The following is a 15,024-nucleotide window of genomic DNA, read 5'->3' on the forward strand; positions in this document are numbered from 1 at the left end:
TATTGGAAAAGTATAACACATTTTAATCGGTTTATAAAAGTTTTTATGTTATGATGTTATGGAAAACGAAGGTAATTCGCTGTATATCTTACATCCGGGACAGGAAAATTACGAAAAAGTATGTTTTTTGGCATAAAAAGTATACTTTTTTATAAAATGATTCCCTGTTTGAACAATAAAATGAAAGGAGAAAATAAAAATGTATTTACGTTTATATCAAATGGGGATAATTATGAAACTGTTAAAACTGGTAATTGTGGACGACGAACCGATTCTTTTACAGGGACTTTTGCATACCTATGACTGGGAGAGTATGGGATTTGAAGTAGTGGGTTCTGCTTCAAGTGGAGAACAGGCATTGGAGGTTATCCGTGAAGTGAAGCCGGACGTGGTGCTGACAGACATACGGATGAAGCAGATTACAGGCCTTATGGTTATAGAAGAGATACAAAAGGAAGGCCTGGAGTGTCTGTTCGTGGTACTAAGTGCATATCGGGATTTTGAATATGCCAAGCAGGCGTGTGATCTGGGAGCTTTTGCGTATCTATTAAAACCGATTGAGGATGATAAGCTTCAGGAAACCATGGAATCTGCTTATCAAAAATGCATGGAGAGGCAGAAAGCGGATGAAAAGTATGAAAGCTGGGAAAAACTGCTCGTGTCAGATTCTACCAGTTTTCTGCAGGTAGTTGTGCAAAAATATGTACAGAATCGTCTGGAATATGATAAAGTTAAGGAAGTGTTTGACGCAATCGGTAACATACTTCTAGAAAATGACCGGTTTATTACAGTATGTGCAGATATAGATATTGCATATAAGATTACGAATTCTCTGGATTATGAGGCATCCAGACTGAAATTATTGAATCTTCTGGAAGAGCCTGTCAAAGAGAGATATTTTTACTGGAAGATGGAAGATCAGGAAGGAAATTATATCTTCATTATTAAGACTCAGGACAATGCAGTGGTGAGAGAGCTGAAGCATCTTTTGGAAGATATTAAGCAAAAAGGGACAAGTCCGGTTATTGCCGCAATATCGAAGCCATACAAGGGCATTGAAGGAATCAAACGCAGCTATGAGGAGGCGCAGAAGCTGTTCGGAATTGCCGGGGCGGCAGGAGCAAGTGCCCTTGCAGTTTCAGAGGAGCTGGAAGATTATACGGACAAGGGTTCCTCAGACGATGCGGATATCTTGATTGTCAATGCAGTGAGAAAGAATAATGCGAAAGAGCTTAAGGATGCTTTTATTCATATGATATATCATCTTCCAAAGGATGAGGAGCTGCAGTGCAAGTATTTCCATAAGGTTATGCTGAAGGTAGAACTTATGGTCAAGGATTCCTATGGAATGACGGATGAATTGAAGGAGAAGTTCCAGAATTATTACTCTAACATGCAGAATCTGAACGCTGCAAGAGCAGTAGATGTATGTTATAAGATTATCGGAAATGTAATCGAAGAGCGTCAGAAATGTGCGGAAAAAGATGAAACAAAATATTTCAAAGAATATATTCAGGCAGCTGTTGCGTATATAGATGAACATCTGGATGATGAAGAATTGTCTATTGTGTCGGTTGCGACGCATGTTTATCTGAATCCTGTTTATTTTGGAAGAGTATTTAAGAATACATTTCATATGACTTTCAAGAAGTATATCCTTCAGCAGAGAATGGAGAAGGCAAAGCGACTTCTGGAAGAAGGGGATGTAAGTATCGGAAATATATGTGAACAGGTCGGAATTAATAATCCGTCTTACTTTTCACATCTTTTTAAGCAATATACCGGAAAGCTGCCCAGTGAATATAAAAAGGAATACGAAGTATGAGAAAAAGAATGCTGCAGTCAGGCATCCAGAGAAAATATTTAAAATATACAATTACACTTCTTGCACTTGCATTATGTCTTTCCAGTATTGGAGTATGGGCATATATGCAAAAAAGCGTCAGAAAGACAATCGTTGATAAATACCGGTTCATTGATGAGAAAATGGGAATTGCGTTAGATAATATGTATCGGAAAAGCGATGAGGTGACCGCAGAGTGTATTGTCTATGATGATGTACAGAAAAGTCTTCAGAAGAATGAGATGGAAGAGGTGAACCGCACTGCTCTCAGTAAGTATTTTGCATATATTGATCTGGATTATGTGTCGGAATATTGTTATGTAGATAATAAGTGCAATGTGTACAGCCGTTATTACTCAGATGTTTCTTACGCCGATTTTAAACAGAGTGGATTTGAGGGTAAGCTGGGCGGAGATTATTCGAAAACAGTATGGTTCTGGGCAGATGATAACTTGTTTGGTACCGGTGAACCGTCTCTTTTTATCGGCCGCTATGTAAGGAGTATGGAATATGCGCATGAACCGGGCATGTTGTTCCTTAAGATGGAAGAGAAATATCTGGACAAGGTTGTGTCCAATGGAGTATCAGAGGAAGCGTTTGCTTCGGGAATCATGGATGCAAATGGAAATCTATGCAGTCTGAATGCACCAGAAGAAATGTGGATCCCCATGGAAGATATTTCCCTGGAGGCCACTGACAGAGAGGGCGATGGCATGATCTTAGACGGCATGGAAGTGTCAGGCGGTGTGGTATCGGCGTATCGGCAGAAAGAAAGTGGGTTTATCGTATTTTCATTCGTGCCGGACAGTGTGTTGAACAGCGGAACAAGAAGTATGCTTTTTGTGTTGGCAGGAATCTATGTCATTGTCATTGCAATTGCGTTAGTCTTGAGTATTTATTTTTCGCAACGTTTTACCAGACCGATTCAGGATATCAGCGAAGCGATGAGTAGTTTTGACGGAAAAGATTTTGATCATACGATTGAACTGGAGACGCATACGGAATTAGATCAGATTGGGCGTTCTTATAATGAAATGCTTGGAAATATCGAAGAGTTGCTGGAAGAGATTAAAATACAGCAGCAAGAGTTAAGGACAAGTGAGCTGAATATGCTGATCAGCCAGATCAATCCACATTTTCTCTATAATACGCTGGATACAATCTATATGCTTGCCCGTATTAATAAAGAAGAGACAACGATGAAGATGATACAGGCGTTGTCCAAATATCTTCGACTGTCATTGAGCAAAGGAAAAGATGTGGTTACAGTCGAGGATGAATTGGAAAATGTAAAGAGTTATATGGAGATACAACAGATTCGGAATGAGAATCTGTTCCGATATGAGATTGACTGTCAGGTGGATCCAAAGCAGACGTATGTGTTGAAGCTTGTGCTTCAGCCGCTTGTTGAGAACGCGATAAAATATGGCTTCTGCGATATTTTTGAAGGCGGTTTTATTCGAATTGAAGTAAAGAAGGCGGAGGAAACACTGGAATTTGTTGTGTATAACAATGGTACGTCCATGGAAGAGGAGACGGTGCAGAAACTCAATGATTTGAATGAATTGCCGCTTAGTAAGGTGAAAGGCTGTTTCCCAGATAAAAACCGTGGATATGGGCTTGTGAATATTATTACCCGGCTGCGGCTGAAGTATGGAGATGAAGTGAGAATCCTTTATCATGTGGAGTCGGAAGGAACAAGCTGTGTCATTCGTATTCCGGGAGGTGAAGGACATGTGGAATAAAGAATTGTATAGTAGATGGTTCTCTGCATTCTTGTGTGTAGTTCTGGTTGTGATGCTGCTTGTCGGCTGCGAATCGGAAGAGGAGAAGAAAACGCAGAACAGTCAAAGTGAAATAAAGATTCCGATGATCCTTACCGTAGATCCTTCCACCGGTAAGAAGAACGAAGAAAAAGTGGTCGTAAAGTTCAATGAGGAATATGATGGAATCTACGAGATAGATGTAGAGTGGGTCATGGAGACAGAGGATGAATATCGGCAGAATCTGAAACGGTTGAATGTTACGGATAAATTGCCTGCAATCATCACGGATCTTCGTATGCTTCCATCTTTCTATCAGATGATGATAGAAGATGAGAGGATTGAGGATCTGTCTCCTTATATCCTGGAAGATGACGAATGGATGAGTATGATAGAACCGGTCGTGTTGGATAGCTTTCGTGAATCGGATGGAAAGATCTATCTGGCGCCTCTTAGTACGGCAGCCTTCTCGTGTTCAGGAGTGTTCTGGAATGAGGAGCTGTTTGAAGAGGCAGGGATTGACGAATTCCCGGAAACTTGGGAAGAATTCTGGAATGTGTGTGAAAGACTTGAGTCTTATGGGATAACGCCTCTTGCGTTACACACAGAAGGAACTGCCTGGGCGGCGATGCTCTTGGCTACGGCAGAGCTTTCTGATACACCAGAAGGCGCAGAGTTCATGAAGGAGATTTTCCCGGAGTCCTATCAGAATGAAAGTGGCCTGCATATGGCAGAAACGTTAAAGAGATTGTTCTCGTATACAACGAAAGATGCGATCGGGCAGAACTTTGATGTGTCCTATGAGAATTTCTTCTCTGGCAAGGCAGCTATGATTCCCAATGGATACTGGATGATTGATCAGATTCCGGAAGGAGAATGGGAGGAAAGGGTGCGATTCTCGCCATTTCCGGGGAATAAGCTGGTCTCTTCGCCGGAGACTTTTGGCTGGTCGATTGTATCCAGTTATAGTGATGAAGTGAAGAAAGGCGCAGTAGAATTTCTGAAGTTTCGGACGAAGCTGAATAAAGAAGAAAAAGAAGAATTGTTCCGGGATAACGGCGCCAGCGGCGGCCAGGTGGTTCAGGATTATATCCGGGCATATCAGGGGAATCCACAGATCGTGCCGAACTACCAGGTGAAGTGGAATTCAATTCTCCAGGAGGAGACACTGGGAGCATATCTGCCAGATCTGATCTCTGGAAAGATCACTCCAGAACAGTTTACACAGGAAGAGGATAAGAGTATAGAACAATTTGAGGCGGAGCAGTGATGCTTCGCCTTAAAGTTTATTTTTTTGCATAGTTGGTTTTTTTATTGTTAAATGTTTTGCATTCATTTTTGTTAGTATATCTCCAGAAACAAAAAAACGAAAGTTTTAGAAAAGAGGAGAACAGTATGAAAATGAAAAAAGTTTTATCAGTTTTACTGGTAGCAGCAATGTCCTTAAGTCTCCTTGCAGGATGTGGAAGTTCTTCATCCGATGAAGGATCTAAGGATGCAAAGGGTAAAGTATATTACCTCAACTTTAAACCAGAAGCAGACGAGCAGTGGCAGGATCTTGCCAAAGCTTATACAGAAGAGACTGGTGTTCCTGTAACCGTTCTGACAGCAGCATCTGGAGAATATGAGAAGACATTAAAATCTGAGATGGCTAAGACAGACGCTCCGACCTTATTCCAGGTAAATGGACCGGTAGGTCTTGCAAGCTGGAAGGATTACTGCTATGACTTATCTGGTTCTGACATCGCAGGCGAGCTTACAGATGACAGCTTCGCACTGATGGACGGAGATAAAATGGCAGGTATCGCATACGTTATTGAAAACTACGGAATTATTTACAACAAAGCACTTTTGAAAGAAGCTGGATATACAGCAGATGATATCACGAATTTTGACAGCTTCAAGAAAGTAGTAGAAGATATCACAGCACGTAAAGATGAACTTGGATTCTCTGCATTCACATCCGCAGGTATGGACGGATCCTCTGACTGGAGATTCAAGACACACCTTGCAAACCTTCCAATCTACTATGAATACAAAGATGAAGGTATCGACAACACAGATGCAATCAAGGGTACATATCTGGATAACTACCGTGCAATCTGGGATCTGTACATTAACAATGCAACCTGTGATCCAGCACTTCTTTCTACAAAGACAGGTGACGATGCAGTAGCAGAGTTTGTAACAGAAGAAGCAGTATTCTATCAGAATGGTACATGGGCATATAACGATGTCGCTGATCTTGGTGATGAGAATCTTGGAATCCTTCCAATCTACATTGGCGTAGAAGGTGAAGAAGATCAGGGTGTCTGCACAGGTACAGAAAACTACTGGTGTGTCAATGCAAAAGCTTCTGAAGATGATATTCAGGCAACACTTGACTTTATTAACTGGTGTGTAACATCTGATACAGGTGTTGAGGCTATGTGCAAGGATATGGGATTCGTTATTCCATTCAAGTCTAATCTGGAATCTGATAACGTACTTGTAAATGAAGCTAATAAATATCTGGAAGAAGGCAAGACTCCTGTTTCATGGAACTTCTCTACAATGCCTTCAGAAGAGTGGAAGAACGGTGTTGGTTCTGCACTTACAGCATACGCAGCAGACCAGACAGATGCGAACTGGGATGCAGTAGTAACTGCTTTCGTTGACGGATGGGCAACAGAGGCTGCAGCAGCAAAATAAAAAAGAAACCATAAGAGACAGACGGCGGGCGACGAATAGTTCGCTCGCCGTTTTTAGAGAGAAGGAGGGAGTTTTATGGAAAAAGCCATAAAACGTTATATGCCGATATTTGTACTTCCGACATTCTGTGCATTTATCATCGGCTTCATTGTTCCGTTTATTATGGGTATCTGGCTGTCTTTCTGTAAGTTCACGACAGTTACAGATGCAAAATTTGTAGGATTCTCCAATTATATCGAAGCATTAAAGGATACCATGTTCCGTCATTCATTCTGGATGACTGTTCTCTTTGCAGTAGTATCACTTGTTGTAATTAATGTAATTGCATTCTTACTGGCTATGGCACTGACGCAGAAGATGCGTGGAACCAATATCTTCCGTACCATCTTCTTTATGCCGAATCTGATCGGCGGTATCGTGCTCGGTTATATCTGGCAGTTGATCTTTAATGGTTTCCTGGCTCGTTATAACACTGCAATCAGCCTGAATCAGTGGTACGGTTTCTGGGGACTCATTATTCTGGTAAGCTGGCAGCAGATTGGTTATATGATGATTATCTATATCGCAGGATTGCAGGCGATACCGGGGGATGTTATGGAAGCAGCACAGATTGACGGTGCATCACCGATCCAGAGACTTTTCAAGGTTACGATCCCGATGATGATGCCTTCCATCACAATCTGTATGTTCCTGTCCATTACCAATGGATTCAAGCTCTTTGATCAGAACCTGTCATTGACAGCAGGTGAACCGGCAAAACTGTCTGAGTTAATGGCACTGAATATCTTCAATACGTTCTATGGACGTACCGGATGGGAAGGTGTCGGTCAGGCAAAGGCTGTAATCTTCTTCCTGATCGTAGTGGCAATCGGAATGATACAGCTTCGTGCAACACGTTCCAAGGAGGTGCAGCAGTAGATGAAAATAAAAGAAAAATTAAGCTGGATAGGTACTGGTGTATTTACGATTATCGGTATTGTTTACATTGCACCAATTTTAATCGTGCTTATGAACTCCTTTAAGAAAAAAGTATTTATTAATAAAGAACCATTTGCACTTCCGACAGAAAAGACATATGTAGGATTTGAAAATTATTTTGCTGCAATTGATAAATATGAATTATTAAGTGCAGTCGGATGGACAGTGTTTATTACGATTGGTTCTGTGTTGGTGATTCTTGTATGCACTTCCATGTGTGCATGGTATATTACAAGAGTAAAGACACAATTTACAAAGCTTCTTTATCTGCTTTGTGTATTTTCAATGGTAGTTCCGTTCCAGATGGTCATGTTCACACTTTCACTGGTTGCAGACCGTACCGGACTTAACACACCTTGGGGAATTATCATTATATATCTGGGATTTGGAGCAGGTCTTGCGGTATTCATGTTCTGCGGATTTGTAAAATCTATTCCGCTGGAGATTGAAGAGGCCGCTATGATTGACGGATGTACGCCGCTTCGTACATTTTTCTCAGTAGTTCTTCCGATTATGAAACCTACATATATCTCTGTAGGTATTCTGGAGACGATGTGGATCTGGAATGACTTCCTGCTTCCGTACCTGGTACTTGACCTGAATAAGTATAAGACGATTTCTATTGTTGTTCAGTATATGAAAGGAAGCTACGGACGAGTAGATATGGGCGCGATTATGGCAGCTCTTATCCTTGCCGTTATTCCGGTAATTATCTTCTATCTGTCCTGTCAGAAACATATCATCAAGGGCGTTGCGGCAGGTGCTGTAAAAGGATAACTCGGGAGCCCGCATGAAAGCGGGTTCCTTTTTAGTAAAGGAGAAACATGATGAGAAGAAATGGAATGTTAATGCCGATATCATCACTGCCATCTGCCTATGGAATCGGCTGCTTTTCGAAAGAGGCATACGAATTTGTGGATCTATTGAAAAAATCCGGCCAATCTTTGTGGCAGATTCTGCCCCTTGGACCTACCGGGTATGGTGATTCCCCTTATCAGGCATTTTCCACATATGCAGGCAATCCGTATTTTATTGATCTAGAGTCATTGATCGAGGAAGGTTATCTTACACAAGAGGAATGTAAGGCGGCCGATTTTGGGGATAATGAAGAATATGTTAATTATGAGAAAATCTTTCGTGCAAGGTTCTTGATTTTAAAGCTTGCTTATGGAAGAATTAAAGAAAGCGGCGGACTTCAGGAAGAAGACTACCGTGCATTTAAAGAGCGAGAAGCATATTGGCTGGAGGATTATGCACTCTATACAGCAGTAAAGAATCAGTATGACGGAAGAAGCTGGGACAGCTGGGCAGAAGATATCCGTTTCCGTAAGGCTGAAGCAATGGCTTATTATAGGAACGAATTGCAGGATGAGATAGAATTCTATCAGTATCTGCAATACCTTTTCTACACACAGTGGACCGAACTTAAGTCTTATGCCAATGAAAATGGGATTCAGATTGTTGGTGATATTCCAATCTATGTAGCATTTGACAGTGCAGATACGTGGGCCAATCCAGAGTTGTTCCAGTTGGATGAGAATCATCTTCCGACTGCGGTGGCAGGATGTCCGCCAGATGGATTCTCAGCGACAGGTCAGCTCTGGGGGAACCCATTATATAAATGGGATTACCATAGAGAAACAAATTATGAATGGTGGGTACAGCGTATCGCGCATTGCTTCCGCCTGTATGATATTATGAGAATTGATCATTTCCGTGGATTTGATGAATATTACTCGATTCCGTATGGAGATACGACAGCAGAGTTCGGACACTGGGAAAAGGGACCGGGGATGGAACTCTTCAATGCAATAAAAGAAAGACTGGGAGATCTTCCAATTATTGCAGAAGATCTTGGTTTCCTGACAGAAAGCGTAAGGCAGCTTCTTTCAGACAGCGGCTATCCGGGAATGAAAGTGTTGCAGTTCGCATTTGATTCCCGTGAGGAAAGTGATTATCTGCCACATAATTATGGAACGAACTGTGTAGTATATACAGGAACGCATGACAATGATACGTTACAGGGCTGGTATCAGTGCATCAGTGCAGAAGATAAAGAAATGGCACTGACATATCTGAATAATTGGGCGACAGATGAAGAAGAGATTCACTGGGATTATATCTGTCTGGCAATGCGCAGCGTAGCAGATACGTGTATCATTCCGGTGCAGGATTTCCTTGGCCTTGGATCACAGGCGCGTATGAATACACCATCTACGCTTGGCGGCAATTGGCAATGGAGAATGAAAAAAGGTGCATTGACAGATGAGATTTTGAAGAAGATATATGCACTTACCAAAGTGACAGGAAGAGTAAGATGAACACGAAAGAATAGAAATATCAGGATAAAGAAAATCCGCTAACTCAAATGAGTTAGCGGATTTCTTGTTGTTATAGTTATCTAAAGGAATGAGAGTAAAGTGTGACATCAAGAACCTGTATTGCTTGATGTTTTACTTTATGAGGGGGAGATAGTGATTTGTTTATCAACTATCTGTAACTAAGTATAAAAGAAAATTATGTCTAAAGTATGTTAAAACTCTAAAAGAAAAAGAAAAATTCTTAAAAAGGACTTAAGATGACAGAGAAGAAATGTTAAAAATAGAATCTTTCAATATCTTTTTGCTTAAGATGGGCAGTTAATATATCTAAAAATTCGCTGGAAGCGGGACGAACCTCCAGAGGGTGCATGGCAATTTTCTGGAGTAGTTCGCGGTTTCCTCGCTCCCAGCAAACATTAATTACGGTTCGGATATCTCTCTCGACGCTGTAGCTGCTTGTGCAGTAATGGTTTGCGATTTGGGGATAGAGGGATTTACTGACAGAGAGAAGATAGTCTTCGTTCTCCAGGCAAAGTTTTATCCCATATTGAAGATAATGATATCCTCGGTATGTTGCGCCAATGCCAAGAGAGCGAATTAAGCGTTCAATTTCTATTTCACTCATGTTGTCTCCTGTTCTATTTACGTTTTATTACAATGAGAAACGAAAACATGCTATAGGGACATTATATCGGAAATATAGTATTTAATATATTTCGCGACGTGAACAGTAAAAATTCGACATTTTTCGACAGAAAAGATTTTCAGAATATCTTAAGAATTTCCACAAACTGCTCTTAAAAAATTACTGCTATTCTTGTATAGTATAAGGGAGGTGATAAAAATGGCTAATATATTAGTTTGTGATGATGATAAAGAAATTGTAGAGGCAATTGATATATATATGTCTCAGGAAGGGTATCATGTGTTGAAGGCTTATGACGGGGAGGAAGCGTTAAAGGTCTTGAAGAACGAAAAAGTAGATCTTCTTGTGATTGATGTTATGATGCCAAGGCTTGATGGAATACGGGCAACGCTTAAGATTCGGGAAGAGAATAATATGCCGATTATCATATTGTCTGCAAAATCTGAGGATGCTGATAAGATTCTTGGATTGAACGTCGGGGCTGATGATTATGTTACCAAGCCATTTAATCCATTGGAACTGGTAGCCAGGGTTAAATCACAGCTTCGAAGATATACGCAGCTTGGAAGTACGGTGAATCATGAGAATCAGGCAGTGTATGAGGTTGGAGGACTGTCAATCAATAATGATCTGAAGAAAGTAACCGTAGATGGGGAGACTGTGAAGCTGACACCTATCGAATACAATATTTTACTATTATTAATGAAGAATCAAGGGAAAGTATTTTCTATTGATCAGATATATGAAAATATCTGGAATGAAGAAGCCATTGGTGTGGATAATACAGTGGCGGTACATATCCGGCATATTCGGGAGAAGATTGAGATCAATCCTAAGGAGCCGCGCTATCTGAAAGTGGTCTGGGGTGTTGGATATAAGATAGAGAAACTTTAGAAGGGAGTATATATGAAGCGTCGTTGGTATCGGGCGCCGATCATAAAAGGACTTTTGATCGTTGCTGAACATATTCTGGTGGTGATTATGGCGGTCTGCATCATATGGATTTTGTCCTATCCGGCAGGGCGCAATGAGATGTTTGAAGGAAAGCCTGCAAAGAATTATGAAGAGACGAAAAGCTTTAATGAGCTGTTGCGAACATATAGCCACCAGGTAATGAATGGAATTGGAATGCGGGACCGATTCGAGACGGATGGGGTCTATAATCCGCAGAAGATTGTCGATATACAGGAATATTATAATGAGTCAGAGATTACGAATGAAAATCTAAGTGGTCTGGCATACCGACTGCAGGATCTGTCTGACTGGGCGCAGCAATGGCTCGACCAGGGAGAAGAGAATTCATCTTACGATGATAATGCAGGTATGGATGAGAATATTATTGTATGTAAGCGTTCTGACAATACCTATCATTATTATTACTATAGTGAATTTAGGAATCTGATAGACAGTGGTGAGCTTCGGTTTGTAATCGCAAGTGATGATTCAGGAGTTTCTGAAGAGGATATTCTGAATGAATTGCAGGATGGAAATTTCTATAATAATACGGTGAATGCTTTCAAGGGGCTTCAGGATGTAGAAGGGAAGATTGCGTATATTGACTGCTGGAGTTACGATGGACAATGGCTGGCCGAAGAATATCAGACGGTAGATGGCAAGAGTGTTATGGAGATAGCTAATGACAATCCTATCTGGAATGGCCGGCTGAGTGAAGCTTATGAAATGCTGAGATATTGTATCTACCAGGTCGAAAGTGACATGAGAGAATATAATGATCTGAGTGAGTTCTATCAGGAAGGAGATACGAACTTTGCGTATTTGTATGTAGATACTGATACTAAGCGTGTGTATACAAACCGGAAAGCATATCAGGATTATGACAAGGCGCAGGAGAATCTGGAAATGTTCCGGAAGATGGGAAAATATGCAATCATTATGCCGAAACTTGCAGATTTTGAGACGAATTTTAATAATATAGATGCTTCGGACTGGCAGGAAGAGGTGAAGAACTCCGGCAATAAAGAAGAGGGATTCATCTATGCTGTTGGCGTGGATACGACCTATCCGATTAAGGATGCATTTTATACGGAATCCCAGTTATATGATAAATACGGAACAAGTGCGAGGGGTATCCTGGTGATGGGATGTGCTGCGAGTATTGTATTCCTGATACTTCTGGTATGGCTTACGGTGATAGCCGGTCGTAATCCGCAAGATGAGGAATTACATCTGAATGGATTTGACCGTTGGAAGACCGAGATTGCTGCTCTGGTGGTGATTGGAGGTTGGTGCATTCCTGTTGCATTGGGTGTGTCTGGAATTACGTATTCGTATTTTCCATCGTGGGGAGGAGATTATCAGTTATATCAGGCAGATTATATCCAGAGTGCGATCCCTTATATGATATGTGGTGCTTTACTTGCAGTTTATACCTGTGCATTATTCCTGACAGGTTTCTTAAGTCTGGTACGAAGAATAAAGGCAAGGACATTATGGAAAAATAGTCTTCTAAGATGGTTCGGCGGATTTATAAAGGTGCTATTCTGTAATTTCAATGACGTGTGGCAGATTATTATTGTATTTGGCGTTATCGGGCTGTTTTCATTCTTTGCATTGATCGAGTGGACATCAGTCATGGGGATTACTTTTCTGTTACCTGCGCTGATACTAGGAGCGGAGTTGGCTGCATTTGTCTATATGGTTAGACAGGCTATCGGAAAGCAGAGAATTAAGGAAGGAATTCTTAAGATTGCGGAAGGTGAAGTAGAATATAAGATTCCTTTGAATGGATTGAACGGAGATCAGAAGATCATTGCTGAAAAGATTAACTCCATTGGAGAAGGCCTGGACCGGGCACTGGAAGAAAGTATGAAGAGTGAACGGCTCAAAACAGATCTGATTACCAATGTTTCCCATGATATTAAGACACCGCTTACTTCTATTATTAATTATGTGGATTTGTTAAAGAAGGAAAATCTTGAAGATCCGAAGATTCAGCGGTATCTGGAGATCCTGGAGGCAAAAGCCCAACGGCTTAAGACCCTTACAGAAGATGTAGTAGAGGCATCCAAAGTAAGTTCCGGCAATATTACACTTGAGTATATGAATATTAATTTTGTAGAGATGATTCAGCAGACCAGCGGAGAATTTGAAGAAAAATTCAAGGCCAGAGAATTGAAAGAAGTGCTGATCCTGCCAGAGAAAGAAATTGTGATACGGGCAGACGGCAGACGACTCTGGAGAGTATTGGCCAATATTTATAATAATGCAGCCAAATACGCCATGGAAGGAACCCGTGTATATGCAGAATTAAAAGTAGTAAATGATTCGGCAGTATTCAGTCTGAAAAACATATCCCAGCAGCCGCTCAATATCTCGGCAGATGAGCTGACCGAACGATTTATTCGGGGAGATATCTCACGAAGCACAGAAGGCAGCGGCCTCGGACTATCTATAGCCAAGTCATTGACCCAGATGCAAGGCGGCAAATTCGAATTGTATCTGGACGGAGATCTGTTCCGGGTGACCATAACATTTCCAATAGGGACAGGGCAAATGTAAAAAGGGACAGGGATATTTTAATTTGGGACGGAGGAAAATGAAAAAACCCCCGTCCCAAACTTGCGCTTGTCAGGAAAAAACATTACAATAATAATACTATGAATGAATTAAGAGAATTATTACAGGACAATCTAAATATAGAATTTATTACGGCAACGCTTAGTAATCCGCGGCGAAAGGATGGCCCGGTCAAGATTAAAGTGCGCCCCTTGCTTCAGAAGGAGCATCTGCTATTTCAGCTTGAATTGTTCCAGAATAATCAGGCTTTTCACAGGAATGCAGATTCACGGGAGGCGTGTGAACTGATTCTGGGGCATATGGAGAACATGCGTCAGATTCAGATGGAGACGCAGAAGTACCAGTATACGGTTTTGGTGAGTAAAAAGGGAAAGGTGACGATTAAGAAGAAGGCTCAGAAGTGTGAAAGAAAGGATGTAGATATGAGCCATAATCGGAAGAAGCACTATGTCTTGGAAGAAGGTATCCCGGTCCCGTTCCTTCAGGATCTGGGGGTCATGACGCAGGAGGGAAAGGTCGTCCATTCCCGATTTGATAAATTCCGGCAGATCAATCGTTTCCTGGAGTTTATTGAAGATATTTTGCCGGAGCTTGATAAGGGAAGAGAGCTTACAATTCTGGATTTCGGATGTGGCAAATCTTACCTGACATTTGCGATGTATTATTATCTGCATGAGCTGAAGCATTATGACATACGTATTATCGGACTGGATCTTAAAAAGGATGTTATCCGACATTGTAATGAGCTTAGCCGGAAATATGGTTATGAGAAGTTGGTGTTTTTGGAGGGAAATATCGCTGACTATACCGGTGTAGATAAGGTGGATATGGTGGTAACGCTTCATGCCTGTGATACGGCAACAGAGTTTGCTTTGGCCAAAGCTATCGGCTGGGATGCCAAAGTAATCTTATCAGTACCGTGCTGTCAACATGAGCTGAACCGCCAGATAAAGAATGAGGTACTGGAACCGGTTTTCAAATATGGCTTGATTAAGGAACGTATGGCTGCGCTGGTGACAGATGCATTGCGTGCGGAATACCTGGAAAGGGAAGGTTATGACGCTCAGATTCTGGAATTTATAGATATGGAGCATACACCGAAGAATATATTGATTCGTGCAGTGAAGAGCGGAAAAAAAGGGGAGAATACAGAGGCTATTCAAAAGTGTGAAGAATATCTGCACGTTGAGCCGATGTTGGGACGGTTATTACAAGATGCGAATTGTGCCAGATCATGAAGGGGAT

11 protein-coding genes are annotated in these 15,024 nt (G+C 41.4%); 10 read left to right on the top strand and 1 reads right to left on the bottom strand.

What is annotated here, in order from left to right:
- Nucleotides 1–199 precede the first annotated feature (199 nt).
- From ABE613_RS08835 to malQ, 7 genes are all read left to right on the top strand, one after another.
- Nucleotides 200–1,825 carry a response regulator gene (locus tag ABE613_RS08835; protein ID WP_347376179.1) on the top strand — a complete coding sequence of 542 codons (1,626 nt, stop codon included), beginning with the start codon at nucleotides 200–202 and terminating at the stop codon, nucleotides 1,823–1,825.
- Complete coding sequence (locus ABE613_RS08840) at nucleotides 1,822–3,588, top strand: sensor histidine kinase (RefSeq protein ID WP_347376180.1); 1,767 nt, start codon at nucleotides 1,822–1,824, stop codon at nucleotides 3,586–3,588. Before ABE613_RS08835 ends, ABE613_RS08840 begins: the two co-directional genes overlap by 4 nt.
- Entirely contained in the window at nucleotides 3,578–4,876 is a 1,299-nt protein-coding gene (locus tag ABE613_RS08845; RefSeq protein WP_347376181.1) for an ABC transporter substrate-binding protein, read from the top strand. Before ABE613_RS08840 ends, ABE613_RS08845 begins: the two co-directional genes overlap by 11 nt.
- Before the next feature lie 125 nt (nucleotides 4,877–5,001).
- Nucleotides 5,002–6,297 carry an ABC transporter substrate-binding protein gene (locus ABE613_RS08850; protein WP_347376182.1) on the top strand — a complete coding sequence of 432 codons (1,296 nt, stop codon included), beginning with the start codon at nucleotides 5,002–5,004 and terminating at the stop codon, nucleotides 6,295–6,297.
- A 75-nt stretch (nucleotides 6,298–6,372) separates the two neighbouring features.
- Nucleotides 6,373–7,215, top strand: coding sequence for a carbohydrate ABC transporter permease (locus tag ABE613_RS08855; RefSeq protein WP_347376183.1), 843 nt, complete (start codon nucleotides 6,373–6,375; stop codon nucleotides 7,213–7,215).
- Complete coding sequence (locus ABE613_RS08860; protein WP_347376184.1) at nucleotides 7,216–8,052, top strand: carbohydrate ABC transporter permease; 837 nt, start codon at nucleotides 7,216–7,218, stop codon at nucleotides 8,050–8,052. It abuts the gene before it with no gap.
- 50 nt (nucleotides 8,053–8,102) lie between these two features.
- Nucleotides 8,103–9,596, top strand: a complete 1,494-nt coding sequence (malQ, locus tag ABE613_RS08865) for a 4-alpha-glucanotransferase (protein WP_347376204.1) — start codon at nucleotides 8,103–8,105, stop codon at nucleotides 9,594–9,596.
- 274 nt (nucleotides 9,597–9,870) lie between these two features.
- On the opposite strand, the gene ABE613_RS08870 is transcribed toward malQ, so the two are convergent.
- Nucleotides 9,871–10,221, bottom strand: coding sequence for a sporulation initiation factor Spo0A C-terminal domain-containing protein (locus tag ABE613_RS08870; RefSeq protein ID WP_235231969.1), 351 nt, complete (start codon nucleotides 10,219–10,221; stop codon nucleotides 9,871–9,873).
- Nucleotides 10,222–10,440: 219 nt separating this feature from the next.
- On the opposite strand from ABE613_RS08870, the gene ABE613_RS08875 reads away from it, so the two are divergent.
- The 3 genes from ABE613_RS08875 to ABE613_RS08885 all read left to right on the top strand — a co-directional run bounded on the left by ABE613_RS08875 (nucleotide 10,441) and on the right by ABE613_RS08885 (nucleotide 15,017).
- Complete coding sequence (locus ABE613_RS08875; RefSeq protein ID WP_235231968.1) at nucleotides 10,441–11,136, top strand: response regulator transcription factor; 696 nt, start codon at nucleotides 10,441–10,443, stop codon at nucleotides 11,134–11,136.
- A 12-nt stretch (nucleotides 11,137–11,148) separates the two neighbouring features.
- Entirely contained in the window at nucleotides 11,149–13,761 is a 2,613-nt protein-coding gene (locus ABE613_RS08880) for a histidine kinase dimerization/phospho-acceptor domain-containing protein (protein ID WP_347376185.1), read from the top strand.
- Nucleotides 13,762–13,859: 98 nt separating this feature from the next.
- Nucleotides 13,860–15,017 carry a class I SAM-dependent methyltransferase gene (locus ABE613_RS08885; RefSeq protein ID WP_347376186.1) on the top strand — a complete coding sequence of 386 codons (1,158 nt, stop codon included), beginning with the start codon at nucleotides 13,860–13,862 and terminating at the stop codon, nucleotides 15,015–15,017.
- Nucleotides 15,018–15,024: the final 7 nt, after the last annotated feature.

The organism is Dorea chungnamensis, assembly GCF_039832125.1.
Taxonomy (GTDB): domain Bacteria; phylum Bacillota; class Clostridia; order Lachnospirales; family Lachnospiraceae; genus JAFBIX01.

Bases quoted from the DNA above. Each gene is read 5' to 3' on its own strand.
- malQ (WP_347376204.1), top strand. From the start codon at position 8,103: ATGAGAAGAAATGGAATGTTAATGCCGATATCATCACTGCCATCTGCC.
- ABE613_RS08880 (WP_347376185.1), top strand. From the start codon at position 11,149: ATGAAGCGTCGTTGGTATCGGGCGCCGATCATAAAAGGACTTTTGATC.
- ABE613_RS08840 (WP_347376180.1), top strand. From the start codon at position 1,822: ATGAGAAAAAGAATGCTGCAGTCAGGCATCCAGAGAAAATATTTAAAA.
- ABE613_RS08850 (WP_347376182.1), top strand. From the start codon at position 5,002: ATGAAAATGAAAAAAGTTTTATCAGTTTTACTGGTAGCAGCAATGTCC.
- ABE613_RS08860 (WP_347376184.1), top strand. From the start codon at position 7,216: ATGAAAATAAAAGAAAAATTAAGCTGGATAGGTACTGGTGTATTTACG.
- ABE613_RS08870 (WP_235231969.1), bottom strand. From the start codon at position 10,221: ATGAGTGAAATAGAAATTGAACGCTTAATTCGCTCTCTTGGCATTGGC.
- ABE613_RS08845 (WP_347376181.1), top strand. From the start codon at position 3,578: ATGTGGAATAAAGAATTGTATAGTAGATGGTTCTCTGCATTCTTGTGT.
- ABE613_RS08835 (WP_347376179.1), top strand. From the start codon at position 200: ATGTATTTACGTTTATATCAAATGGGGATAATTATGAAACTGTTAAAA.
- ABE613_RS08875 (WP_235231968.1), top strand. From the start codon at position 10,441: ATGGCTAATATATTAGTTTGTGATGATGATAAAGAAATTGTAGAGGCA.
- ABE613_RS08885 (WP_347376186.1), top strand. From the start codon at position 13,860: ATGAATGAATTAAGAGAATTATTACAGGACAATCTAAATATAGAATTT.
- ABE613_RS08855 (WP_347376183.1), top strand. From the start codon at position 6,373: ATGGAAAAAGCCATAAAACGTTATATGCCGATATTTGTACTTCCGACA.